The sequence below is a fragment of the Pseudomonas sp. TUM22785 genome, assembly GCF_028198105.1.
GTDB lineage: Bacteria > Pseudomonadota > Gammaproteobacteria > Pseudomonadales > Pseudomonadaceae > Metapseudomonas > Metapseudomonas solani.
Window position 1 is genome coordinate 281,099 of the sequence record NZ_CP116239.1, and the last position, 23,004, is coordinate 304,102.

General features: G+C 68.7%; 21 protein-coding genes and 1 other RNA gene. 13 read left to right on the top strand and 9 right to left on the bottom strand.

What is annotated here, in order from left to right:
- Positions 1-26 precede the first annotated feature (26 nt).
- From PI990_RS01375 to PI990_RS01390, 4 genes are all read right to left on the bottom strand, one after another.
- Positions 27-632, bottom strand: coding sequence for a 5-formyltetrahydrofolate cyclo-ligase (locus PI990_RS01375; RefSeq protein WP_021218213.1), 606 nt, complete (start codon positions 630-632; stop codon positions 27-29).
- A gap of 8 nt (positions 633-640) precedes the next feature.
- A non-coding RNA gene (gene ssrS / locus PI990_RS01380) (6S RNA) lies at positions 641-819 on the bottom strand.
- A 34-nt stretch (positions 820-853) separates the two neighbouring features.
- Positions 854-1,168, bottom strand: a complete 315-nt coding sequence (locus PI990_RS01385) for a cell division protein ZapA (RefSeq protein ID WP_021218214.1) — start codon at positions 1,166-1,168, stop codon at positions 854-856.
- Positions 1,165-1,374, bottom strand: a complete 210-nt coding sequence (locus PI990_RS01390) for a TIGR02449 family protein (protein ID WP_021218215.1) — start codon at positions 1,372-1,374, stop codon at positions 1,165-1,167. The genes PI990_RS01385 and PI990_RS01390 overlap by 4 nt, the downstream gene beginning before the upstream one ends.
- 157 nt (positions 1,375-1,531) lie before the next feature.
- Here PI990_RS01390 and PI990_RS01395 point away from each other — a divergent pair, with 157 nt between their 5' ends.
- The 10 genes from PI990_RS01395 (at position 1,532) to gcvP (ending at position 13,896) form a co-directional block, all read left to right on the top strand.
- Positions 1,532-2,095 (top strand): YecA/YgfB family protein, encoded by a 564-nt coding sequence (locus PI990_RS01395; RefSeq protein ID WP_043244232.1) that lies wholly within the window; start codon positions 1,532-1,534, stop codon positions 2,093-2,095.
- Between the two features lie 44 nt (positions 2,096-2,139).
- Positions 2,140-3,474: a Xaa-Pro aminopeptidase gene (gene pepP / locus PI990_RS01400; protein WP_271659622.1), complete on the top strand. Its 1,335-nt coding sequence runs from the start codon at positions 2,140-2,142 to the stop codon at positions 3,472-3,474.
- Positions 3,474-4,658 carry a 2-octaprenyl-6-methoxyphenyl hydroxylase gene (gene ubiH, locus PI990_RS01405; protein ID WP_184488343.1) on the top strand — a complete coding sequence of 395 codons (1,185 nt, stop codon included), beginning with the start codon at positions 3,474-3,476 and terminating at the stop codon, positions 4,656-4,658. The genes pepP and ubiH overlap by 1 nt, the downstream gene beginning before the upstream one ends.
- Positions 4,659-4,666: 8 nt before the next feature.
- Positions 4,667-5,149, top strand: coding sequence for a DUF4442 domain-containing protein (locus tag PI990_RS01410; RefSeq protein ID WP_184488304.1), 483 nt, complete (start codon positions 4,667-4,669; stop codon positions 5,147-5,149).
- Between the two features lie 9 nt (positions 5,150-5,158).
- Positions 5,159-6,376, top strand: coding sequence for a 2-octaprenyl-3-methyl-6-methoxy-1,4-benzoquinol hydroxylase (locus PI990_RS01415; protein WP_043244231.1), 1,218 nt, complete (start codon positions 5,159-5,161; stop codon positions 6,374-6,376).
- Positions 6,377-6,491: 115 nt separating this feature from the next.
- Complete coding sequence (locus PI990_RS01420; protein WP_184488306.1) at positions 6,492-7,493, top strand: extracellular solute-binding protein; 1,002 nt, start codon at positions 6,492-6,494, stop codon at positions 7,491-7,493.
- 68 nt (positions 7,494-7,561) lie between these two features.
- Positions 7,562-9,181 carry an ABC transporter permease gene (locus PI990_RS01425; RefSeq protein ID WP_271659623.1) on the top strand — a complete coding sequence of 540 codons (1,620 nt, stop codon included), beginning with the start codon at positions 7,562-7,564 and terminating at the stop codon, positions 9,179-9,181.
- Positions 9,182-9,371: 190 nt separating this feature from the next.
- Positions 9,372-10,454, top strand: a complete 1,083-nt coding sequence (gene gcvT / locus PI990_RS01430; protein WP_271659624.1) for a glycine cleavage system aminomethyltransferase GcvT — start codon at positions 9,372-9,374, stop codon at positions 10,452-10,454.
- Between the two features lie 46 nt (positions 10,455-10,500).
- A complete protein-coding gene (gcvH, locus tag PI990_RS01435; protein ID WP_021218224.1) occupies positions 10,501-10,890 on the top strand; it encodes a glycine cleavage system protein GcvH in 390 nt (129 codons plus the stop codon).
- A gap of 129 nt (positions 10,891-11,019) precedes the next feature.
- Positions 11,020-13,896, top strand: coding sequence for an aminomethyl-transferring glycine dehydrogenase (gene gcvP / locus PI990_RS01440; protein ID WP_271659625.1), 2,877 nt, complete (start codon positions 11,020-11,022; stop codon positions 13,894-13,896).
- 46 nt (positions 13,897-13,942) lie between these two features.
- Here gcvP and PI990_RS01445 read toward each other — a convergent pair whose 3' ends face one another.
- The 4 genes from PI990_RS01445 to PI990_RS01460 form a co-directional block, all read right to left on the bottom strand.
- A complete protein-coding gene (locus PI990_RS01445; protein WP_021218226.1) occupies positions 13,943-14,167 on the bottom strand; it encodes a hypothetical protein in 225 nt (74 codons plus the stop codon).
- 222 nt (positions 14,168-14,389) lie between these two features.
- A complete protein-coding gene (locus PI990_RS01450) occupies positions 14,390-14,692 on the bottom strand; it encodes a DUF2388 domain-containing protein (RefSeq protein ID WP_021218227.1) in 303 nt (100 codons plus the stop codon).
- A 128-nt stretch (positions 14,693-14,820) separates the two neighbouring features.
- Positions 14,821-17,145: a multiheme c-type cytochrome gene (locus tag PI990_RS01455; protein ID WP_271659626.1), complete on the bottom strand. Its 2,325-nt coding sequence runs from the start codon at positions 17,143-17,145 to the stop codon at positions 14,821-14,823.
- Positions 17,146-17,262: 117 nt separating this feature from the next.
- Positions 17,263-17,535 (bottom strand): hypothetical protein, encoded by a 273-nt coding sequence (locus PI990_RS01460; protein ID WP_021218229.1) that lies wholly within the window; start codon positions 17,533-17,535, stop codon positions 17,263-17,265.
- A 360-nt stretch (positions 17,536-17,895) separates the two neighbouring features.
- Between PI990_RS01460 and PI990_RS01465 the strand changes: the two genes are divergently transcribed.
- On the top strand, positions 17,896-18,603 hold the full coding sequence (locus tag PI990_RS01465; protein WP_271659627.1) for an XRE family transcriptional regulator: 708 nt from the start codon (positions 17,896-17,898) through the stop codon (positions 18,601-18,603).
- Positions 18,604-18,657: 54 nt separating this feature from the next.
- Here the strand turns inward: PI990_RS01465 and PI990_RS01470 are convergent, their stop codons facing one another.
- Complete coding sequence (locus tag PI990_RS01470) at positions 18,658-19,587, bottom strand: LysR substrate-binding domain-containing protein (RefSeq protein WP_021218231.1); 930 nt, start codon at positions 19,585-19,587, stop codon at positions 18,658-18,660.
- Positions 19,588-19,775: 188 nt separating this feature from the next.
- Between PI990_RS01470 and PI990_RS01475 the strand changes: the two genes are divergently transcribed.
- Together PI990_RS01475 and PI990_RS01480 are read left to right on the top strand one after the other, a co-directional pair.
- The gene (locus tag PI990_RS01475) at positions 19,776-21,380 is read left to right on the top strand and encodes a 5-guanidino-2-oxopentanoate decarboxylase (RefSeq protein WP_271659628.1); all 1,605 of its coding nucleotides are present in this window, start codon (positions 19,776-19,778) and stop codon (positions 21,378-21,380) included.
- A gap of 31 nt (positions 21,381-21,411) precedes the next feature.
- Positions 21,412-22,992 carry an amidohydrolase gene (locus PI990_RS01480; protein ID WP_271659629.1) on the top strand — a complete coding sequence of 527 codons (1,581 nt, stop codon included), beginning with the start codon at positions 21,412-21,414 and terminating at the stop codon, positions 22,990-22,992.
- The last annotated feature ends 12 nt before the right edge of the window (positions 22,993-23,004 follow it).

Consider the following 23,004-nt stretch of genomic DNA (forward strand, 5'->3'; position numbering starts at 1 on the left):
GGCGCCGCAAGGAACGCGGCGCCGCTTCAGTTTCCGCGATACCAGTCCCCGTCCGTCACCGTCGCCTGCAGGCGCACATCCCAGCTGGCCAACGGCAAGCGATCCACCTTCTGGCATTCATGGGCCAGCCCCAGCAGCGTCGGCTTCTGCCAATTTTTGCGCCGCGCGCGGTATGCCAGGCTGCGGTCATAGAAACCGCCCCCCATCCCCAGGCGCCCGCCTTCCTCGTCGAAACCCACCAGCGGCAGCAGCACCAGGTCGAGTGTCCAGACCGGCCGTTGCTGCGACTGATTGGCGCGGGGCTCAAGGATGCGGAAGCGGTTGCGCACCAGGCGCTCGCCCGGGCGCAGGCGCTGGAACACCATGCGCGTCGGCGGCCAGGCCTTGAGCACCGGCAGGTAGGTGGCCTTGCCGCGCTTCTGGGCCTCGCGCAGCAGCGGGCGCGGGTCGATCTCGCCGTCGGCCGGCAGGTACAGCGCCACATGGCGCGCACGGCGAAACAGCGGATGCTGGGCCAGTTGGCGATAGAGGGCGCGGGCGGCGCGTTGCTGTTCGAGGGGGGAAAGCGTGCGACGTGTCTGCCTGAGAAGGCGCCGCAGGGCCGGGCGGGAAAGAGTGCCGGCGCTGATCATGAAGGGTACGACTCCCCGGTTATGCCGCTGTCGGTTTAGCCCTTGAACCCGAAAGTTCAAGGTGGAGGTTGCAGGAGGCGTTAAGGCTTTCCGTCAGGCGGACATGCACACCGGCCCCACTTACAACCCCCGTGGTTGTGCGTATCGGCTCAGGGACATCACCGACTGGCAAACACACCAGGGAGCTGCCGGCGAGTATACCCCAACAGAAGGCTCTGGCGTCAGGCTTCGTGTCCATCCGGATCAGCGGCGAGCGCATGATCGACACGCTCCAGCAGGTCACGCACGCGTTCGCGGGTCGAGGTGGCTTCCTGGTCGAGGCGTTCCTGCTTGTGCAGCAGTTCGTGGGTGATGTTGAGAGCCGCCATCACGGCGACGCGGTCGGCGCCGATGACCTTGCCGCTGGTGCGGATCTCGCGCATCTTGCCGTCCAGATAGCGGGCTGCGCTCTCCAGGTTGGCGCGCTCGTCCGAGGGACAGGCGATGCAATATTCCTTGTCCATGATGTGGACAGTGACGGTATTCGGCTGGGTCATGAATCCTGCTCCAGGGCTTTCAGGCGCGAAATCATCGCTTCGACCTTCTGCCGGGCCATTTCGTTCTTTTCGATCAGATGGGCGCGTTCTTCTTTCCAGGCTTTTTCAGCCGCCTGCAGTTGCCGGTTTTGCGACTTGAGCTGCTCAACGCGCTGGATCAGGAGCTCCAGCTTGGCGGTGAGGGCTTGCAGTTCCGCGTCTTCCATGGGCTCTCTACTTGGGCGATGAAGGGTCGGACTATATAGGAACGGCCCGATCCAGGGTCAAACCCGTCGGCGGCGGTCGATGGTCTTGGCGCGCGTGCCGATGCTAGGATACGAGGCCGTCATTCTAGTGATTGCGCCGTCTGGCGCCTAGCCACCCATGCCCAGTTCCAATTCCCCGTATTCCGCCTTCGCCACCCTGCTCGCCACCAGCGGTCAGCCCGTCTCTCCCGCCGAGCTTCACGGCCTCCTGCTGGGGCGCAGCTGCGCCGGCGCGGGCTTCGAAGCCGAGCCCTGGCTGGAGGATGCCGCCGAGCTGCTCGGCAGCGCCCCGCAGGACAACCTGCGCCAGGCCCTGATCGGCCTGCAGGAGATGGTCAAGGACGAACTCACCGGCAGCGAGATGGCTGTCGTGCTGCTGCTGCCCGACGACGAAACGCCGCTGGCCGATCGCGCCGCCGCCCTTGGCCAGTGGTGCCAGGGCTTCCTCGGCGGCTTCGGCCTGACCGCTCGCGAAGGCGCGCTGTCCGGCGAGGCGGTCGAAGTGCTTCAGGACCTCGCGTCCATCGCCCAGGTGCAAAGCGCCCTGGAAGATTCCGAGGACGGCGAGACCGACTACATGGAAGTGATGGAGTACCTGCGCGTGGCGCCCCTGCTGTTGTTCAGCGAGTGTGCCCGCAAGCCCGCGCCGGTGGCTCCAGCGCCGAAAACCTCTCTGCATTGAACCCGCGTCACGGGCGCATGGGCGCCCCTTGGTAAGGAGCGCGCATGACCCGTATCCCGAAGTCCGAATTCGCCCGTCGCCGCAAGGCGCTGATGGCGCAGATGGTGCCCAACAGCATCGCCATCCTGCCTGCGGCGCCGGTTCACATCCGCAACCGTGACGTCGAGCACGTGTACCGCCAGGACAGCGACTTCCAGTACCTCAGCGGCTTCCCCGAGCCCGAGGCGGTGCTGGTGCTGATCCCCGGGCGCGAGCACGGCGAGTACGTGCTCTTCTGCCGTGAGCGTGATCCCGAGCGCGAGCTCTGGGACGGCCTGCGTGCCGGCCAGGACGGCGCTATCGGCGAGTACGGTGCCGACGACGCCTTCCCCATCGGCGATATCGACGACATCCTCCCCGGCCTCATCGAAGGCCGCGAGCGCGTCTACTACTCCATCGGCACCAACCCCGAGTTCGACCAGCACCTGATGGAGTGGGTCAACGTGATCCGCTCCAAGGCGCGCCAGGGTGCGCAGCCGCCGAACGAATTCGTCGCCCTCGACCACCTGCTGCACGACATGCGCCTGTACAAGTCGGCCGCCGAGGTCAAGGTCATGCGCGAGGCCGGCGAGGTCTCCGCCCGTGCCCATGTGCGTGCCATGCAGGCCGCCCGTGCCGGCCTCTACGAATACAGCCTGGAAGCCGAGCTGGAATATGAGTTCCGCAAGGGCGGCGCGAAGATGCCGGCCTACGGCTCCATCGTCGCCGCCGGCAAGAACGCCTGCATCCTTCACTACCGCGAGAACGACGCGCAGTTGAAGGACGGCGACCTGGTGCTGATCGACGCCGCCTGCGAGCTGGACTGCTACGCCAGCGACATCACCCGCACCTTCCCCGTCAGCGGCCGCTTCAGCCCCGAGCAGAAGGCCATCTACGAGCTGGTGCTGGCCTCCCAGGAAGCCGCCTTCCTCGAGATCGCCCCCGGCAAGCACTGGAACGAAGCCCATGAAGCCACCGTGCGGGTGATCACCGCCGGGCTGGTGGAGCTCGGCCTGCTCCAGGGCGATGTCGCCGAGCTGATCGCCAGCGAAGCCTACAAACCCTTCTACATGCACCGTGCCGGCCACTGGCTGGGCATGGACGTGCACGACGTCGGCGAATACAAGGTCGGCGGCGAGTGGCGCGTGCTCGAACCCGGCATGGCCATGACCGTCGAGCCTGGCATCTACATCGCCGTGGACAACCAGAACGTGGCGAAGAAGTGGCGCGGCATCGGCGTGCGCATCGAGGACGACGTGGTGGTGACCAAGAAGGGCTGCGAGATCCTCACCGGTGGCGTACCCAAGACGGTCGCCGAAATCGAGGCCCTGATGGCCGCCGCACGTACCGAGGCCGCATGATGCAACGCACCCAACTGGCAATCATCGGCGGCGGCCTCGTAGGCGCCAGCCTGGCCCTGGCCCTGCAGGAAGGCGCCAAGGCGCGTGGCTGGAAGATCACCCTGATCGAACCCTTCGCCCCGGGCGACAGCTACCAGCCGAGCTATGACGCCCGCTCTTCCGCACTGTCCTTCGGTACCCGGCAGATCTACGAGCGCCTCGGCCTCTGGCAGGCCATCGCCCGCCGCGCCGAGCCGATCCTGCAGATCCACGTGTCCGATCGCGGCCGCTTCGGCGCCGCGCGCCTGGCGGCCATCGAGGAGGGCGTCCCGGCGCTCGGCTACGTGGTGGAGAACGCCTGGCTCGGCCAGTGCCTGTGGCAGGCGCTGGATGCCGATGTGGTGACCTGGCAATGCCCCGCCGAGGTGGTGCGCATGGAGCCCCTGGCGGACGGCTATCGCCTCAGCCTCAACGATGACACCCAGCTCGATTGCGACCTGGCGGTGCTGGCCGATGGCGGCCGCTCCGGCCTGCGCGAGCAGCTGGGCATCGGCGTCAAGCGCAACCCCTATGGGCAGACCGCGCTGATCGCCAACGTCAGCCCCATGGAGGCCCATCGTGGCCAGGCCTTCGAACGCTTCACCGACGAAGGCCCGATGGCCATGCTGCCGGTGGCGGACAACCGCTGCGCGCTGGTCTGGACCCGCCCCGGCGCGGACGCCGAGCGCCTGTCGCGCCTCGACGACCGTGCCTTCCTCGCCGAGCTGCAGGAAGCCTTCGGCTACCGCCTGGGCGCCTTCAACCAGGTGGGTGCGCGGCACCTCTACCCGCTGACCCTGGTGGAAGCCGAGGAGCAGGTGCGCGCCAACCTGGTGGTGCTGGGCAACGCCGCCCACAGCCTGCACCCCATCGCCGGGCAGGGCTACAACCTGTCCCTGCGCGACACCGTGGCCCTGGCCGAGACGCTGCTGGCCAGCGAAGCGCCCCTGGGCGACTTCGCCACCCTGCAGCGCTACCTCGACAGCCAGCGCCTGGACCAGGACCTCACCGTCGGCTTCTCCGACCAGGTGACCCGCCTGTTCTCCAACAAGGAGCCGTTGCTGGCCAGCGGGCGCAACCTGGGGCTGCTCGGGCTCGACCTGCTGCCGCCCGCCAAGCGCTGGTTCGCTCGCCAGGCCATGGGCCTGGGCACCCGCCCCATCTGAGCCGCGTCATGCACGACCGTTCAATGGCGCGCAAGGCGCGCTTCCTGCGCTGGGCGCTGAACATCTACCCGCCCTACCTCGGGGCGGGTGTTCGCGTGCGGCAGATCAGCGCAGACTTCCGTCTGGTACGAGTCAAACTGGCGCTGGGCTGGTACAACCGCAACTACGTCGGCACCCAGTTCGGCGGCTCGCTCTACAGCATGACCGACCCCTTCTTCATGTTGATGCTGATGAACCTGCTCGGGCGCGATTACATCGTCTGGGACAAGGCCGCCAGCATCGACTTCGTCTCCCCCGGCAAAGGCCCGGTCTACGCCGAGTTCCGGGTCGACGACGGGTTGCTGGAGCGCATCCGCCAGCACACCGCTGACGGTGACAAATACCTGCCCGAGCTGCACGTCGATGTGCATGACGGCGAAGGCACCCTGGTCGCCAGGGTGCACAAGACACTCTATGTGCGGCTCAAGCCGCGCGCGCGGCAAGCCGCCTAAGGAATGCACATGCAAGCGGATCTGATCATCGTCGGTGCCGGCATGGTGGGCAGTGCCCTCGGCCTGGCGCTCAAGGACAGCGGCCTGGAGATCATCCTGATCGACGGCAGCCCCCTGAGCATCAAGCCCTTCGACGCCGAGGCCGCCTTCGAGCCCCGGGTCAGCGCCCTGTCCGTCGCCAGCCAGCGCATCCTTCAGCGCCTCGGTGCCTGGGACGGCGTCGCCGCGCGCCGCGCCAGCCCCTATGGCGAGATGCAGGTCTGGGACGGTTCCGGCACCGGCAACATCCACTTCTCCGCCGCCAGCGTGCATGCCGAGGTGCTCGGCCACATCGTCGAGAACCGGGTGATCCAGGAGGCCCTGCTGGAGCCCCTGCACGACAGCGGCGTCGGCCTGCTGCCCAATGCCCGCCTGGAAAACCTGCGCCGCTCCGGCGATGACTGGCTGCTGACCCTGGTGGACGGCCGCGAACTGCGCGCCCCGCTGGTGATCGCCGCCGACGGCGCCAACTCCGCCGTGCGCCGCCTGGCCGGCTGCGCCACCCGCGAGTGGGATTACCTGCACCACGCCATCGTCACCAGCGTGCGTTGCGAGCAACCGCACCGCCGCACCGCCTGGCAACGCTTCACCGACGACGGCCCGCTGGCCTTCCTGCCCCTGGACCGCCAGGGCGACGAGCACTGGTGCTCCATCGTCTGGTCCACCACGCCCGAGCAGGCCACGCGCCTCATGGCGCTGGACGACGAAGCCTTCCGCGTCGAACTGGGCAAGGCCTTCGAGCATCGCCTCGGGCGCATCGAGGCCGCCGACCCGCGCCTGTGCATCCCGCTGCGCCAGCGCCATGCCAAGCGCTACGTGGAACCGGGCCTGGCACTGGTCGGCGACGCCGCCCACACCATCCACCCGTTGGCCGGGCAGGGCGTCAACCTCGGCTTCCTCGACGCCGCCGTGCTGGCCGAGGTGCTGCTGCACGCCCATGGCCGTGGCGAGCGCCTGGCCGATGAACGTGTGCTCAGCCGCTTCGAGCGCCGCCGCATGCCGCACAACCTGGGGATGATGGCGGCGATGGAAGGCTTCCAGCGTCTGTTCCAGGCCGACCCGCTGCCCCTGCGCTGGTTGCGCAACGCCGGGCTGGGCCTGGTGGACGGCCTGCCCGAGGCCAAGGCGCTGTTCGTGCGCCAGGCCCTGGGCCTGTCCGGCGACCTGCCGGAACTCGCCCGCGTCTGATCGCGGGCCGCGCTCGCGGCCCGGGCGAAACACCTCGTCATACAAAGCGGAGCCGGATGCCAACTGAGGTTGATTATCATCTGGCTCCTTTTTGGCTACCGCGAGGCATTCGCAAATGAAGGCGCGCAACTCCCTGCTCACGCTCCTGGCCATCGGCCTGGGTGCCACCTCCGTCCAGGCGGCCGATGAAGTGGTGGTCTACTCGTCACGCATCGACGAACTGATCAAGCCGGTGTTCGACGCCTACACCGCGAAGACCGGCGTCCCCATCAGGTTCATCACCGACAAGGAAGCCCCGCTGATGCAGCGCATCAAGGCCGAGGGCGAGAACGGCGTGGCCGACCTGCTGCTCACCGTGGACGGCGGCAACCTCTGGCAGGCCGAACAGATGGGCATCCTGCAGCCCTTCAGCTCCCCCGCCATCAAGGCCAACATCCCCGCGCAATACCGCTCCGGCAGCGACAGCTGGACCGGCCTCTCGCTGCGCGCGCGCACCATCGTCTACTCCACCGACCGGGTGAAACCGGAAGAGCTCTCCACCTACGAGGCCCTGGCCGACGCCAACTGGGAAGGCCGCCTGTGCCTGCGCTCCTCGAAGAAGGTCTACAACCAGTCGCTGACCGCCACCCTGATCGAGGCGCGCGGTGCCGCCGAGGCGGAGAAGGTGCTCAAGGGCTGGGTCAACAACCTGGCCACCGACCCCTTCGCCGACGACAACGCGGTGATCCAGGCGGTGGACGCCGGCCAGTGCGACGTCGGCATCGTCAACACCTACTACTACGGGCGCCTGCACCAGCAGAACCCGCAGCTGCGCGCCAAGCTGTTCTGGCCCAACCAGGCCGACCGTGGCGTGCACGTCAACCTCTCCGGCATCGGCCTGACCCGCCATGCGCCCCATCCCGAAGCGGCCAAGGCGCTGGTGGAGTGGATGACCACCCCCGAGGCGCAGAGCCTGTTCGCCGGGGTCAACCAGGAATTCCCCGCCAACCCGGCGGTGAAGCCTTCGGCCGAAGTGGCCGCCTGGGGGGCCTTCAAGGCTGATGACGTACCGGTGGAAGTCACCGGCAAGCGCCAGGCCGAAGCCATCCGCATGATGGACCGGGTCGGCTGGCACTGACCCCTCCACGGGGCGCTCACCCGGGCGCCCCGTGTCATCCCCCTTCCCGCTCTGCCCGAGAGTTCCGCTTGAAGCGTCCCGCCCAGCGCCGCTGGTACCCCGCCACTTTCGCCATCGCCGCCCTGGTGCTGTTGCCGCTCTGCGTGCTGGTGCTGTCCTGGCACGAAGTGGACCGCGAGATCTGGGCGCACCTGTGGGACACCCAGCTGCCGCGCCTCCTGGGCAACAGCCTGGTGCTGGTGTTCGGCGTCGGCCTCGGGGTGACGCTGCTGGGCGTCAGCCTGGCCTGGCTCACCAGCCTCTGCGAGTTTCCCGGCCGGCGCTGGCTGGACTGGGCGCTGATGCTGCCCTTCGCCATCCCCGCCTACGTCCTGGCCTTCGTCTTCATCGGCCTGTTCGACTTCGCCGGGCCGGTGCAGAGCCTGCTGCGCGAGTGGTTCGGCAGCGGCGTGCGCCTGCCCCGGGTGCGCTCCACCGGCGGCGTGATCACCGTGCTGGTGCTGGTGTTCTATCCCTACGTCTACCTGCTGGCGCGCAGCGCCTTCCTGGCCCAGGGGCGCGGGTTGATGGAAGCTGCACGCACCCTCGGGCTCAGCCCCTGGCAGGCGTTCTGGCGCGTGGCCCTGCCCATGGCGCGGCCAGCCATCGGTGCCGGGCTGGCCCTGGCAATCATGGAGACCCTGGCCGATTTCGGTGCCGTCTCGGTGTTCAACTTCGACACCTTCACCACCGCCATCTACAAGACCTGGTACGGCTTCTTCAGCCTTGGCACCGCAGCCCAGCTGGCCAGCCTGCTGCTGCTCGGCGTGTGCCTGGTGCTCTACGGCGAACGCCGCGCCCGGGGCGTGACCCGGCCGGCCAGCGAACGGCCCCGTGGCGCCGCCCTGTATCACCTGCGCGGCGTCCGCGCCTGGGCGGCCAGCGCCTGGTGCGGCCTGGTGTTCGCCTGCGCCTTCGTCATCCCCCTGCTGCAGCTGCTCGCCTGGTGCTGGCAGCGTGGCCGTTTCGACCTCGACGAGCGCTACCTGGGCCTGGTCCTCCACAGCCTCTACCTGGGCGCCATGGCCGCGCTGATCACGGTCTCGGTGGCCTTGCTGCTGGTATTCGCCCGGCGCCTGGAGCCGACCCGGCCGATCCGTGCCGCCGTGGGCCTGGCCAACCTGGGCTACGCGCTGCCGGGCTCGGTGCTGGCGGTGGCCATCATGCTCGCCTTCAGCTGGCTCGACCGCGAGTTGGTGGTGCCGCTTTCCGGCTGGCTCGGTGGTGCCGGCAAGCCGCTGTTGCTGGGCAGTCTGACGGCGCTGCTGCTGGCCTATCTGGTGCGCTTCATGGCGGTGGCCCACGGGCCACTGGAGGGTGCCCTGGCGCGCATCCGCCCGTCGCTGCCGGAGGCTTCGCGCAGCCTCGGCGTGGGTGGCCCACGGCTGTTCCTGTGGGTCTACCTGCCGCTGCTGGTGCCCGGCGCCCTGAGTGCGGCGCTGCTGGTGTTCGTCGACGTGCTCAAGGAAATGCCCGCCACCCTGCTGATGCGCCCCTTCGGCTGGGACACGCTGGCGGTGCGCATCTTCGAGATGACCAGCGAAGGCGAATGGGCCCGCGCCTCGCTGCCGGCCCTGAGCCTGGTGCTGGTCGGGCTGCTGCCGGTCATCGGCCTGATCCGCCGTTCCGCCCGGGGCTTCGGGCGCTGAAACATGACGTGACCGCTGGGTCAGCCGTCGGGTGTCCAGTCTTCCGCCTTGCGGCTACAATGCGCGCCATTCGTTGCGGCGCGTCTGCTTGAAAGGGCGTCACGACCTGCCGTCGAGGCCACGGAAAGCCAGGCCCGACAAGGGTTCCAGCGCCCGTCCGCATCTTCGCCAAGCCCGGAAGGAGAAACCCATGGGACAGCGTACCCCCCTCTACGATCTGCACCTGGCGTTGGGGGCCAAGATGGTCGATTTCGGCGGCTGGGACATGCCGCTGCACTACGGCTCGCAAGTCGATGAGCACCATCAGGTGCGGACCGATTGCGGCGTCTTCGATGTGTCCCACATGACGGTGGTGGACGTAGCCGGCAGCCAGGCCCAGGCCTATCTCCAGCGCCTGCTGAGCAACGACGTCGAGCGCCTCAAGACCCCCGGCAAAGCCCTCTACAGCGCGATGCTCAACGAGCGTGGCGGCGTGGTCGACGACCTCATCGTCTACCTCACCACCAGCGGCTACCGCCTGGTGGTCAACGCCGCCACCCGCGACAAGGACCTGGCCTGGATGCACCAGCAGGCCGACGGCTTCGACGTGCGCCTCGACGAGCGCAGCGAACTGGCCATGCTTGCCATCCAGGGCCCCGCCGCCCGCCACCGCACCGCCGAGCTGGTGAGCAGCGCCCGCGCCTCCCTGATCCACGAACTCAAGCCCTTCCAGGGCCTGCCCGAGGGCGACTGGTTCATCGCCCGCACCGGCTACACCGGCGAGGATGGCCTGGAAATCATGCTGCCCCGTGACCAGGCGGCCGGTTTCCTCAACGAGCTGGTGGGTGCCGGTATCGCGCCCATCGGCCTCGGCGCCCGCGACACCCTGCGCCTGGAAGCGGGCCTGAACCTCTACGGCCAGGACATGGACGAAGACAATTCGCCCCTGGCCTCGAACCTGGCCTGGACCATCGCCTGGGAGCCCGCCGGCCGCGACTTCATCGGCCGTGACGTGCTGGAGGCCCAGCGCGCCGGTGGTGCCCTGCCCAAGCTGGTGGGCCTGGTGCTGGAGGAGCGCGGCGTGCTGCGCGCCCACCAGGTGGTGCGGGTGGAAGGCGTGGGCGACGGTGAAATCACCAGCGGCAGCTTCTCGCCCACCCTGGGCAAGTCCATCGCCCTGGCCCGCCTGCCGGCGGGGACCTGCGAGCGCGCCGAAGTGGAAATTCGCGGTAAGTGGTACCCGGTTCGCGTCGTCCAGCCGAACTTTGTACGCAATGGCAAAGCCTTGATCTAAATTTTCCTGGCGGGCCGACCGCCGCCGTCCTTGAGGAGCCTGAACAATGAGCAATATCCCCGCCGATCTGCGTTACGCCCCCAGCCACGAGTGGGCCCGCCTGGAAGCCGATGGCAGCGTTACCGTGGGCATTTCCGACCATGCCCAGGAAGCCCTGGGCGACGTGGTCTTCGTCGAGCTGCCGGATGTCGGCAAGACCCTGGCTGCGGGCCAGGAAGCCGGCGTGGTCGAGTCGGTGAAAGCCGCTTCCGACATCTACTCGCCGGTTTCCGGTGAGGTGATCGCCGTCAACCAGCTGCTGACCGACTCCCCCGAAGAGGTCAACAACGACCCCTACGGCGCCTGGTTCTTCAAGCTCAAGCCGGCCAACACCGCCGAGCTGGACAAGCTGCTGGACGCCGCCGCCTACAAGGCGTCCGCCGACTCCGACGCCTGACGCTACAGCGGCTCGCCGCCCCGCCCGGGGTGGTGACCGATGCCCCTCCGGCCGGTCCTCCGACCAGCCGGCCGGCCATCCTGGAAATGCTTGCCTAAGCTTATTGGGCCATTTCCAGAGGCCGATCCCATGTCGCACATCCCCCCGTTGTCCCAGCTGCAACAGCCTGACGCCTTCCTCCGCCGCCACCTGGGCCCGGACCCGGCCGAACAGCAGGCCATGCTCGAAGCCCTCGGCCTCGCCGACCGCGATGAGCTCATCGTGCAGACGGTGCCACCGGCGATCCGCCTCAACCGCCCCCTGGAATTGCCCGCCGCCCTGGACGAAGAGGCTGCCCTGGCGAAACTGCGCGCCCATGCCCAGCGCAACGAGGTGTGGACCAGCCTGATCGGCATGGGCTACCACGGCACCCTGACCCCGGCGGTGATCCTCCGCAACGTGCTGGAGAACCCCGGCTGGTACACCGCCTACACGCCCTACCAGCCGGAGATCGCCCAGGGCCGCCTAGAAGCGTTGCTGAATTTCCAGCAGATGACCATCGACCTCACCGGCCTGGAGCTGGCCAGCGCCTCGCTGCTGGATGAAGCCACCGCCGCCGCCGAGGCCATGGCCCTGGCCAAGCGCGTGGCCAAGGCCAGGAGCAACCTGTTCTTCGCCGACCAGAACTGCCACCCGCAGACCCTCTCCGTGGTGCGCACCCGCGCCGAGGCCTTCGGTTTCGAGCTGGTGGTGGACGCGGTGGAGAACCTGCCCTCGCACCAGGTGTTTGGTGCCTTGCTGCAATACCCGGACACCCACGGCGAGATCCGCGACCTGCGCCCGCTGATCGAGCACCTGCACAGCCAGCAGGCGCTGGCCTGCGTGGCTGCCGACCTGCTCGGCCTGCTGCTGCTGACGCCCCCCGGCGAGCTGGGTGCCGACGTGGTGTTCGGCTCGGCCCAGCGTTTCGGCGTGCCCATGGGCTACGGCGGCCCCCACGCGGCCTTCTTCGCCACCCGCGACGAATTCAAGCGCGCCATGCCCGGGCGCATCATCGGCGTCTCCAAGGACGCCCGTGGCAACCTCGCCCTGCGCATGGCCCTGCAGACCCGCGAGCAGCACATCCGCCGCGAGAAGGCCAACTCCAACATCTGCACGGCCCAGGTGCTGCTGGCCAACATCGCCGGCTTCTACGCCGTCTACCACGGCCCCGAAGGGCTCAAGCGCATCGCCCAGCGCGTGCACCGGCTCACCGCCATCCTCGCCGAGGGGCTGGCACGCAAGGGCATGCAGCGGCTCAACCAGCACTACTTCGACACCCTCACCCTGGAGGTGGGCGGCAGCCAGACGGCGATCATCGAATCGGCTAAGGCGGCGCGCATCAACCTGCGCATCCTCGGTCGTGGCCGGCTCGGGCTGAGCCTGGACGAGACCAGCAGCGCCGCCACCGTCGAGCAGCTGTGGAGCGTCTTCCTTGGCGCCGACCACGGCCTGTCGGTGGACGAACTGGACGCCGGGGTGCTGGTGCCTGGAATTCCCGCCGAGCTGGCACGCAGCTCGGCCGTGCTGCAGCACCCGGTGTTCAACACCCACCACAGCGAGACCGAGATGCTGCGCTACCTCAAGCAGCTGGAGAACAAGGACCTGGCGCTCAACCAGTCGATGATCCCCCTCGGCTCCTGCACCATGAAGCTCAACGCCACCAGCGAGATGATCCCCATCACCTGGCCGGAGTTCGCCGCCATCCACCCCTTCGCGCCGCTGGAGCAGACCCAGGGCTACCAGGCGATGATCGCCGAGCTGGAGGAATGGCTACGGGCGATCACCGGCTTCGACGCCATCTGCATGCAGCCCAACTCCGGCGCCCAGGGCGAATACGCGGGGCTGCTGGCGATCCGCAAGTACCATGAGAGCCGGGGCGAGGCGCACCGCAATATCTGCCTGATCCCCGCCTCGGCCCACGGCACCAACCCGGCCTCGGCGCAGATGGCGAGCATGCGCGTGGTGATAGTCGAGTGCGACAAGGCCGGCAACGTCGACCTCGACGACCTCAAGGCCCGGGCGGCGGAGGCGGGGACGCAGCTGTCCTGCCTGATGGCCACCTACCCCTCGACCCACGGCGTGTACGAGGAGGGCATCCGCGAGATCTGCGAGGTGATCCATGCCCAGGGCGGGCAGGTCTACATGGACGGCGCCAACCTCAACGCCCAGGTCGGCCTGGCGCGCCCGGCGGACATCGGCGCCGACGTCTCGCACATGAACCTGCACAAGACCTTCTGCATCCCCCACGGTGGTGGTGGCCCGGGCATGGGGCCGATCGGCGTGCGCGCGCACCTGGCGCCCTTCGTCGCCAACCACCCGGTGATCGAGCTCAAGGGGCCGAACCCGGAGAATGGCGCGGTCAGCGCGGCGCCCTGGGGCAGCGCCAGCATCCTGCCCATCAGCTGGATGTACATCGCCATGATGGGCCCGCAGCTGGCGGATGCTACCGAGCTGGCCATCCTCAACGCCAACTACCTGGCCAAGCGCCTGGGGAGCGCCTACCCGGTGCTCTACACCGGGCGCAACGAGCGGGTCGCCCACGAATGCATCCTCGACCTGCGCCCGCTCAAGGCGGAAACCGGCATCAGCGAGGAGGACGTGGCCAAGCGCCTGATGGACTACGGCTTCCATGCACCGACCATGTCGTTCCCGGTGCCGGGCACCCTGATGGTCGAGCCCACGGAGAGCGAGTCCAAGCACGAGCTGGACCGCTTCATCGAAGCCATGCTCGGCATCCGCGCAGAGATCGCCAAGGTGCAGGCCGGCGAGTGGCCGGCCGAGGACAACCCGCTCAAGCGCGCGCCGCACACCCTGGCCGATGTGGTGGGCCTCTGGGAGCGGCCCTACAGCATCGAGCAGGCGGTGACGCCCACCGCCCACACCCGGGTGCACAAGTACTGGCCGACGGTGAACCGCGTCGACAACGTCTACGGCGACCGCAACCTGTTCTGTGCTTGCGTGCCCCTGGAGGACTACCGCGAGTAGTGCATCTCTTTTAGAGGTGCCCAGCAGTCACTCCTGGGCGCGGAGTTCACTCGGCCTTGAGCTGCAGGCGCCCGAGCAGGCCGATCAGCAGTACGTTGAAGACGATCAGCAGCAGGCTGCTGGCCAGGCCGACGACGCTGATCAGCTTGGACGGGAGGAAATCGAAGACGCTGAAGTCGATCAGGGAAAGCACGCGCTCGCTGAACCAGAACAGGTCGATGACGATCATCAGGATCAGCACGATCTTCAGCGTGGGGATGGGGTTACCCATGGGGGACGTCCTTGTAGGTGAGAAGAAGGGGGCCGGTAGCGGTGACGCCGGCAGGAAGGTTGTGCCCGAGCGCCGGACTTCCCGCAAGCCCGGCGTTCACTGGATGCGGCCTGGGTAGCGCTTTCGAACCCCGGACAAGAAAGGGCCCCCAACCTGGCCGGGCTGGGGGCCCTCGATGCATTCCATGCCGCGCTGCAAGCGCCCGCGCCTGCGGGTTTCCCTTTATTCGTTGGCGAGGATGGCGGTCGCCAGTTCCTCGTCGCTGGCCTGGATGCCGGGGTTGTCGGCACGCACCTGCTTCAGCGCTGCTTCCAGGAAGGGGCCACGGATGGCGCCGTCGCTGGCGACGAAGCTGCTGGCATCTTCGCGGGCGGCGACGATCAGCTTGTGGTCCTTGAAGGTCACGTAGGTGGAGGCGGTGGTGGCGCCGGAGGACAGCACGTTGCGCCAGAAGGTATCCGCCATGGCCGAGCCAGCAGGGATGGCGGCCAGGGCGATGACAGCGGCAGCTACTGTGGTACGCATGGGATGACTCCAGGTTGTTGTGGGGGACCTGCAACTGAGATTCCGGGCGGCCCCGGGGAGTTCCGTATACAGGCCAAGTGGCCGCCGACCGGTCATGGCAGCTGGCCAGTGGTTCGGCCCGGCGGCCGCTATTCCCGCTTCAGCGCCGGGTCGTCGGGGTTGAGCTGCTCCAGCTCGGCGAGCAGGGCCTGCACCTTCTGGATCTGCCCCGCTTCGCGCCAGTAGCCGATCAGCGCCAGGCGTGCCTCGCGGTTGACGGGGTTGCTCTCCAGTACCAGCTCCAGGCGGCGGCAGGCTTCCTCCAGCTTGCCGTCATCGTGCAGCGCGGCCGCCAGGGCGTGGCCGTAGCGGGCGTTGCCGGGCTCCAGGCGCACCGCTTCGCGGAACGCGGCGATGGCGGCCTGGCGCTCCCCCTTGCGCAGGGCCGCCAGCCCCTGGGCGTGGTGCAGCAGGGCTGCCTCGGGGTGTTCGCGCAGCGCCTCGGCCAGCACCTTCTGGCCCTCTTCCCAGCGGTAGTTGGCGTCGAGCCATTGCACCAGGGCGACCCGCGCGGGGAGGAAGTTGGGGTCGCGTTCGATGGCGGTGCGCAGGCGCCCTTCTACCTGGTCGGCGCGGCCGTTGCCCTGGTAGAGGGACGCCAGGTTGAGGTTGGCTTCGGCGCGCTCGGCCAGGCTCAGTTGTACCGCCTCGTATTCGGCGATGGCTTTGTCCCAGGCCTTCTCGTAGTTGCCCAGGCCGGTGCTGCCCATGCCCAGCAGGCCACGGGCGGCGATGATGCGCACGGCCCGCACCGGGTCGGTGAGCAAGGGCGCCAGCAGGTCGCGGCGCTGCTCGGGCGGCAACAGGGCGTTGACCGCGCGCACCGCCGCTTCGCGTACCTGGGGCGCGGCGTGGTTGAGGTCGTTGGCGGCCAGGTTCAGCGCGCGCTCGCTGGGGTAGCCGGGCAGCTCGGCGAGAAGGGTGGCGCGGCGGATGGCCGGCAGGTCGCCACGCTCCAGTTGCTGGAACAAGGCCCGCGAGGCGCCCGGGCGGCCGTTGCGTATCAGCGCCAGGCTCTCGTCGTAGCGGGGGGCCGGGTCCTTGCCCTGGGCGTACCAGTGTTCGAACTGCTCGGCCACGGCCTGGCCGGCGACATCCTTGTGGCAGCCCAGGCAGGCATCGGGGGTGCCCAGCTTCAGCGCGCGGCTCGGGTTGGGCAGGCTGAAGCCGTGGTCGTGGCGGTAGTCGTTGCCCAGCAGCGTCTTGCCCGGCATGTGGCAGTCCACGCACTGGGAGCCGGGTTGCCCGGCGGTATGGTGCAGGTGTTCGGGGGCCTCGTAGTCGCGTGCCTTCAGGCCCCTGTCGTCGATGCCGGCCACGGTGCTCTTGCCGCTGGGGTTGTGGCACTGGGTGCAGAGGCCGTTGCCCTCCACCCGCACGCCGCCGCTGTGGGGGTCGTGGCAGGTGCTGCAGCTGAGCCCGCGCGCGTACATGCGGCTCTGGGTGAAGGAGCCGTACTCGTAGACCTGCTCCTTGAATTTGCCGTCCAGCTCGTACAGCTCGCGGGTCAGCGCGCTGGGCAGGTAGTCGTCCATCAGGCGCTTGCCGAAGGCGTGGTCACCATCCAGGGGGACGCGGCGGGCGTGGCAGCGGGCGCAGGTTTCCACCTGCAGGCGGTTGCTGGTGCGGGCCAGGTCCAGAGTGAAGCCGGCCTGGGAGTGCAGGCCCTTGAAACGCGCCCATTCCAGGTGCAGGGAGGCCGGGCCGTGGCAGGCCTGGCAGCCGACGCCGGGGGCGGCCCAGTGGCTGGCGTAGGTACCGGTGGCGTCGTCATAGCCACGGACGTAGCCGGTGCTATGGCAGTCGATGCACTGGAAGTTGGCGTTCTGCGACGGCTTGCTCCAGTGCTGCGGGTTGCGGAAGTCGATGCCCTGGCCGGAGGCGAGGTGGAACCAGGCCTTCTTCTGCGTATCCCAGGCGATGCCGAAGGCCTGCAGGCGCCCGCCGGGGAGCTCCAGCAGATACTGCTGCAGCGGCTCCACGCCAAAGGCGTAGGCCACCTTGAAGTCCGCCGGCTGGCCGTCGGGGCCGGGGGTGTTGACCCAGAAGCCGTCGTCCTTGCGGAAGAAGCGCGTGCTTTCCCCTTCGGCCTCGAAGCGGGCGTCGTCGAAGTCCCCCTGCACCGAGCGCGGCGAGGCGTCCTGCATCGCCAGCTGATGGTGCGAGCCCTTCCAGGCCTTCGCCTGGGGCGCGTGGCAGGTGCCGCATTGCTGCTCGTCGACCATCTGCGCCGGCCCCTGGTCCGCCAGGCTCGGCCCCGGACCCCGCGTCGGCACGTAGGGCTTGCCGCCCTGCACCCACAGCCAGCCGCCCAGGCCCACCAGCAACAGCAGCGCGGCGAGCACGGGCAGGACGTAACTGGGGCGGCTGGGCGGACTCGCGGGGGAATCGGGGGCGTTCGGGTGTTTCGGCATGCAGACGTCCGCTGTGGTGCATGGACTCACGGAAGCACGCAGCTTCCGTGAATGCGCCCGAAGCTGTCAAACCAGCGCCGCTTGGCGCCCTGCCTTCCTTGCCGGCCAGGGCGACGCTCAGTGGCAGAGGCCCAGCAGGTGCGGCCGGTAGTGGCTGCCGGGTTCTGCGCTGATGGTGCAGAGGAAACTCAGCGTGGCCGGGGCATTCAGCCAGGTCATCTGCTCGAACAGGCGGGGTTCGGCGGTCACCTGCTGCACCAGGTAGCCCCGATGCTGGTCACGCTCATCCTCGTTCTCAGGCTGCCTGGCGATGACCGCATAACACTGGTCCTGCCCCTCGACGACGTGACGATAGATACCGAGGCATAGAACGGTGAGTTGAAACTGCATGTCGCATCTCCTTATTGCGCGAGGGTGCCTTCGGGCACCTGCCCATCCGGGCCGATAGCACGTGAAAAACCTCCCCCCGCCCTGCGCGTCCATGTGGGGGCCATTGGACCGAGCCGACGGCCTGCGCTCTTCCTGGCGCTTGGCCGTTCTGGCGGCCGGGCCACAAGTGGATCATGGCCGCGCGCTCGGGCGGAGGGAGGGAAACCCGGGGCATCCCGCGAGCCACCGTCGGAGCGGCGTCCGAACGCTGGCGCAGAGAAGTGCCCTGGGGGCGCATACTACTATATAGTAATTACGTCCTATAGCCTGTATTACATTGGGTTACTGGCCGCCGGCAATACGGCGCGTAATGTCGCGCCCATGAAGAAATGGAACCTGCTGGCCAAGGCCAGGATGAAAGATCTCGGTGTCACCCAGGAGCAACTGGCCGAACGCCTGCACGTGACCCAGGGCGCCGTGGCGCACTGGCTGGGAGGGCGGCGGGAGCCCGGGTTGACCCGTATCAACCAGATACTCGGCGCGCTGCACATGCCTCCGCTGAGCATTGGCGGGCAGGCTGTGCAATCGTCCACGGCGCCCGACGATGGCAGGCAGGACGCAGACGCCCCGGATGGCGTGGCCCCTATGACCATCAGAGAATCGGATTCATCCCGCTACGAGTACGAGATCGAGCTTCCGCTGCTGCGCGAGGCCGAGGGCGATCCGGACCCGGCCACCGCGCTGGAGGAATTGGACTACTCGGGAATTCGCTTCAGCCGACATGCCTTGAAGCAGCGCCAGATAGAACCTGAACAGGTGGCCTGCGTCATCGTCAGCGGCGACAGCATGGAACCCGTCTTTCCCGACGGCGCGGTCCTCGGCATCGACCGTGGGCGTTGCGAGGTGGTGGATGGCAAGGTCTATGCCCTGGTCGACGAGGGCATGCTGAGGATCAAGGTCCTGCACCGCCTTCCGGCCGGGCAGATCCGCTTGCGCAGCTACAAGCGCGAGGAATACCCCGACGAAGAGCGCCCCCTGGCCGGAATCCTGGTGATCGGGCAGGTGTTCTGGTCCTCGGTGCTCTGGTAACCCGCCCGCCCATCCCGCGCAACCGCTGCGCCTCCCCCTGCGCCCCGGCCTGCCTCAGCGGGCGTGATCCAGCAGCGCGTCATTGCGTTTCTTCAGCCCCGGGATACTGACCTGCAGTTGGTGCTTCACCCAGTTGCTGAAGGCCTGCACGGCAGGCCGTTCGGCTTTCAGTGGGTCGGCCACCAGGTAATAGCCGCGGTGGGAGTCGATGCTGGTTTCGAAGGGGCGCACCAGCAGGCCACGGGCCAGGGCGTCGCCGCTGAGCAGGTTGTCGCCGATGGCCACGCCCTGGGCGGCGATGCAGGCCGACTGCGCGCAGTGGGCATCGGAGAAGACGATGCCGGTGGAGGCGTCGATGTTCGAGGCGCCCGCCGTGGCCAGCCAAACCCGCCAGTCGGTGTGATCGTTCATGTGCAGCAAGGGCAGGGCACCCAGCTCCTGGGGGCTCTTGAGCCCGCCCTGGGCGTTGATCAGGCGCGGGCTGCACACCGGGAAGAAGCGCAGCGCGACGATCTGCTCCACCCACTGGTCCGGCCAGTCGCCGATGCCGTAGGCGATGAACAGGTCGGCACTGGTGTTGCTGGTGTCGTCTGGCGCCCGGGGCGAGATCACCTGCAACTGCACCTGGGGGTATTGGCGGTGGAAGGCGCCGATGTGGTGGCACAGCCAGTAGGTGGCGAAGCCCGGGTTGCAGCTCACGCAGAGCCGGCCGGAGACCTGCTGCTCGTCGAGCCCCAGGGCCGCCTCCTGAAGCGTGGAGAGCGCCCGGTGCACTTCCCGGGCGTAGCGCACGCCCTGGTAGGTGAGGCCGATGCCGCGGCCGATGCGCTCGGTCAGGGCGAAGCCGAGGCTCTGCTCCAGGCTGCTGACCTGGTGGCTGATGGCGCTGCGGGTGAGGCTCAGCTCGCGGGCGGCGGCGGAGACGCTGCCCAGCCGGGCGATGGCGTCCAGCGCGCGAATGGCGGTCATCGAGGGGAAGCGCATGGGGTCTCCTTCCGGGAGCGTGGCCAGGGGTCTGAATGTTGAGCTGAATTGAACAATACGGCAAAAACAATTCGATTGTTGTAGCGCGATATTCACCAATACTGGGGGCCATTCCGCCGCGCCTTTTTGGCCCGGCTTGCCCTCCGGCCCTGCGTCGGGAGCCCATACCCATAACAAGAGGTGCTCGCATGACCAGTTGCGCCCAGGCGCTCGTCCAGTTGCTCGAAGGCTATGGCGTGGAGACCGTTTTCGGCATCCCCGGCGTGCACACGGTGGAGCTCTATCGCGGCCTCGACGGCAGTCGCCTGCGTCATATCAGCCCGCGCCACGAACAGGGCGCCGGCTTCATGGCCGACGGTTACGCCCGTGCCAGCGGCAAGCCGGGGGTGTGCTTCATCATTACCGGCCCGGGCATGACCAACATCCTCACCGCCATGGGCCAGGCCTATGCCGACTCGGTGCCGATGCTGGTGATCTCCACCACCAGCCGCCGCGAGCACCAGCGCCTGGGCCACGGCTTCCTCCACGAGCTGCCGGACCAGCGCGCCATGGTCGCCGGCGTCTGTGCCTTCAGCCACACCCTGCAGCGCCCTGCGGAGCTGCCGGAAGTGCTGGCCCGGGCCTTCGCCCTGTTCCGCTGCGCCCGGCCCCGCCCGGTGCATATCGAAATCCCCCTGGATGTACTGGAGCTGCCCGCCGACGGCCTCGACCTGCGCCCCCGCGCGCTGCCCCAGGCCGCCGCCCCGGCCCCCGCTGCCGTGGCCGAAGCCGCTGCCCTGCTGCAGCAGGCGCGCAAGCCACTGATCCTCGCCGGCGGTGGCGCGCGCGGTGCCGGCGATGCCCTGCGCACCCTGGCGGAGCGCCTGCAGGCACCGGTGGCGCTGACCACCAATGCCCGTGGCCTGCTGGCGCCGACCCACCCGCTGCTGCTCGACGGCGTGCAGTCATCCGCCCATGGCCGCGCCCTGTTCGCCGAGGCGGATGTGGTGCTGGCGGTGGGCACCGAACTGGGCGAGACCGACTACGACTTCTTCGGCCTCGGGCCCTTCTCGCTCGCTGTGCCGGTGATCCGCCTGGACATCGACCCGCTGCAGATCCTCGGTGTGCAGCGGGCCGAAGTCGGCCTGCTGGGGGATGCCGCTCTCGGCCTGCGCGCGCTGCTGGAGGCGCTGCCCGAAACCCTGCGCGACAGCGCTTGGGCCCTTGCCGGCGTGCGCCGGGTGAATGCCGCCGAACGGGAGGGCTGGAGCCCCCGGCAGCGGGCCATGCAAGCGCTGCTCGATACCCTGCGTGACAGCCTGTCGGCACCGGTGCTGGTGGGGGACTCCACCCAGCCGGTGTACCAGGGCGCGCTGGGTTACCGGGCCCCGGTCCCCGGCAGCTGGTTCAACGCCGGCACCGGCTACGGCACCCTCGGCTACGCCCTGCCGGCGGCCATCGGCGCCAAGCTGGCGCTGCCTGCGCGCCCGGTGCTGGCCCTGGCCGGCGATGGTGGCGTGCAGTTCTCCAGCGCCGAGCTGATCGCCGCCCGCGAAGCGGGGATCGGGGTGCTGCTGGTGCTGTGGAACAACCACTGCTACGGCGAAATCCGCGACTACATGGTGGCCCGCGAGGTGCCGCCCCTGGGCGTCGACATCCTCGCCCCGGACTTCCCCGCCCTGGCCCGGGCCTGCCACGTGCAGCACCACGCGGTGCGCAGCCTGGATGGCCTGCGCGAGTTGCTCGGCAGCCTGGCCGACACCCGCGAACCGCACCTGATCGAGCTCGACGCCGCCGACTTCCTGCCGGCCTGAGCCCGTCGCCCTGACAACGAGGATTCCGCCCATGCCCCACAAGCAGTTCGCCCTGGACTGGGTCGAGCGCCACGGCCAGCAGCTGTCCGACTGGCACCAGGTGATCTGGCATTTCGCCGAGCCGGCCTTCCGCGAGTACAAGTCCTGCGCCTGGTACGTCGAGAAGCTGCGCGAGGAAGGCTTCACCGTGGAAGAAGGCAGCGGCGGCATGCCCACCGCCTTCTGCGCCACCTTCAGCAATGGCGAGGGCCCGCTGCTGGCGACCTACGCCGAGTACGACGCGGTGCCGGGCAACTGCCAGGCCGCCACCACCCGGCAGATGCCCAGGGACGGCCTGTCGCGCTTCGCCCCCGGCCACACCGACCCGCATTCGGCGCTGGGCATCAGCGCCCTGGGTGGGGTCCTGGCGGCCAAGGCGGCGATGCTGGCGTTCGGCATCCAGGGCACCCTCCGCTTCTTCGGCGAGCCGGCGGAAAAGCTGCGCGCCTCCAAGCCGGTGCACGCCGCCAAGGGCTATTACGACGACCTCGACGCGGCCATCAGCTTCCACCCCACCTACATGCTGCCGCTGAACAACACCACCACCTGGGACACCCACTGCGGCATCGCCTACGCCTACATCTACAGCTTCACCTGCGCTGACCCGCAGAACTGGATCGCCGCCGACAGCTACAGCCCGATCCCGCAGAACCACCTGGCCGCGCGGGCGCCGGGCGCCAACGACGCGCTGGTGCACTTCTACACCCTGAACGAGAGCCTGCGCCGCTCGACCCTGCCGTTCACCGGCCTGTGGAGCTACAACGAGGCGATCCTCACCGCCGGCCAGGCCACCGCCGACAACCTGCCGCCGCACCTGGCGCAGATCCAGTACCTGCTGCGCTGCGATTCCATCGAGCAGGCCGAGACCGTCGCCAAGGTGATGGACAACAACGCCGCCGCTGCCGCGCTGGCCACCGGCTGCCAGTGGAAGAAGACCTGGGTGTGCAAGTCCCGTGGCGGCCTGGCCAACCACGTGCTGGCCCAGGCCACCTACGACAACCTGGCCGCCATCGGCGCGCCGCGCTGGGGCGAGGAGGCCATAGCCGTGGGCCGCGAGATCCAGGCCAACCTGGGCCTGGAGCCCATGGACCGGCCCTTCCTCCCGGCCACCGAGGAACTGATCGAGCCCCAGGAATGCGAACGCCAGCTGCGCCTGCAGATGCCGGCCTGGCAGCAGCACCTGACCTCGGACGACTACCCCGAATACACCTGGCATTGCCCCACCGTGCGCCTGCTGGTGGCCCGGCCGATGCTCTCGGCCCCTGCGGGCTACGTCTACCCGGACTGGGTCGCCAATGCCCTGGGCGGCATCCGCGAAACCATCGACCCGATGGTCCAGGTGGCCGCCAGCACCATCGCCGCGACCCTGGTCGACCTGTTCACCCGGCCCGAGCTGCTGGCGGCGGCCAGGGCCGAGTTCGAGCAGCGCACCGGCGGCGGCATCGGTGGCGAGCAGTGGCAGGCGCCGCTGCTGCCGAAGGACTTCCAGGCACCCCATCGCTTCCGCTGGCCGGAGTACATCCGCACGGTGCGGGGCGAAGAGTGGTGGATTCCCGCACGGGACGACGAATGATGGGGAACAACG

Excerpts from the sequence above, each read along its gene's own strand:
- PI990_RS01375 (WP_021218213.1), bottom strand. The coding sequence starts at position 632 with ATGATCAGCGCCGGCACTCTTTCCCGCCCGGCCCTGCGGCGCCTTCTC.
- PI990_RS01385 (WP_021218214.1), bottom strand. The coding sequence starts at position 1,168 with ATGACCCAGCCGAATACCGTCACTGTCCACATCATGGACAAGGAATAT.
- PI990_RS01390 (WP_021218215.1), bottom strand. The coding sequence starts at position 1,374 with ATGGAAGACGCGGAACTGCAAGCCCTCACCGCCAAGCTGGAGCTCCTG.
- PI990_RS01395 (WP_043244232.1), top strand. The coding sequence starts at position 1,532 with ATGCCCAGTTCCAATTCCCCGTATTCCGCCTTCGCCACCCTGCTCGCC.
- pepP (WP_271659622.1), top strand. The coding sequence starts at position 2,140 with ATGACCCGTATCCCGAAGTCCGAATTCGCCCGTCGCCGCAAGGCGCTG.
- ubiH (WP_184488343.1), top strand. The coding sequence starts at position 3,474 with ATGCAACGCACCCAACTGGCAATCATCGGCGGCGGCCTCGTAGGCGCC.
- PI990_RS01410 (WP_184488304.1), top strand. The coding sequence starts at position 4,667 with ATGCACGACCGTTCAATGGCGCGCAAGGCGCGCTTCCTGCGCTGGGCG.
- PI990_RS01415 (WP_043244231.1), top strand. The coding sequence starts at position 5,159 with ATGCAAGCGGATCTGATCATCGTCGGTGCCGGCATGGTGGGCAGTGCC.
- PI990_RS01420 (WP_184488306.1), top strand. The coding sequence starts at position 6,492 with ATGAAGGCGCGCAACTCCCTGCTCACGCTCCTGGCCATCGGCCTGGGT.
- gcvT (WP_271659624.1), top strand. The coding sequence starts at position 9,372 with ATGGGACAGCGTACCCCCCTCTACGATCTGCACCTGGCGTTGGGGGCC.
- gcvH (WP_021218224.1), top strand. The coding sequence starts at position 10,501 with ATGAGCAATATCCCCGCCGATCTGCGTTACGCCCCCAGCCACGAGTGG.
- gcvP (WP_271659625.1), top strand. The coding sequence starts at position 11,020 with ATGTCGCACATCCCCCCGTTGTCCCAGCTGCAACAGCCTGACGCCTTC.
- PI990_RS01445 (WP_021218226.1), bottom strand. The coding sequence starts at position 14,167 with ATGGGTAACCCCATCCCCACGCTGAAGATCGTGCTGATCCTGATGATC.
- PI990_RS01450 (WP_021218227.1), bottom strand. The coding sequence starts at position 14,692 with ATGCGTACCACAGTAGCTGCCGCTGTCATCGCCCTGGCCGCCATCCCT.
- PI990_RS01455 (WP_271659626.1), bottom strand. The coding sequence starts at position 17,145 with ATGCCGAAACACCCGAACGCCCCCGATTCCCCCGCGAGTCCGCCCAGC.
- PI990_RS01460 (WP_021218229.1), bottom strand. The coding sequence starts at position 17,535 with ATGCAGTTTCAACTCACCGTTCTATGCCTCGGTATCTATCGTCACGTC.
- PI990_RS01465 (WP_271659627.1), top strand. The coding sequence starts at position 17,896 with ATGAAGAAATGGAACCTGCTGGCCAAGGCCAGGATGAAAGATCTCGGT.
- PI990_RS01470 (WP_021218231.1), bottom strand. The coding sequence starts at position 19,587 with ATGCGCTTCCCCTCGATGACCGCCATTCGCGCGCTGGACGCCATCGCC.
- PI990_RS01475 (WP_271659628.1), top strand. The coding sequence starts at position 19,776 with ATGACCAGTTGCGCCCAGGCGCTCGTCCAGTTGCTCGAAGGCTATGGC.
- PI990_RS01480 (WP_271659629.1), top strand. The coding sequence starts at position 21,412 with ATGCCCCACAAGCAGTTCGCCCTGGACTGGGTCGAGCGCCACGGCCAG.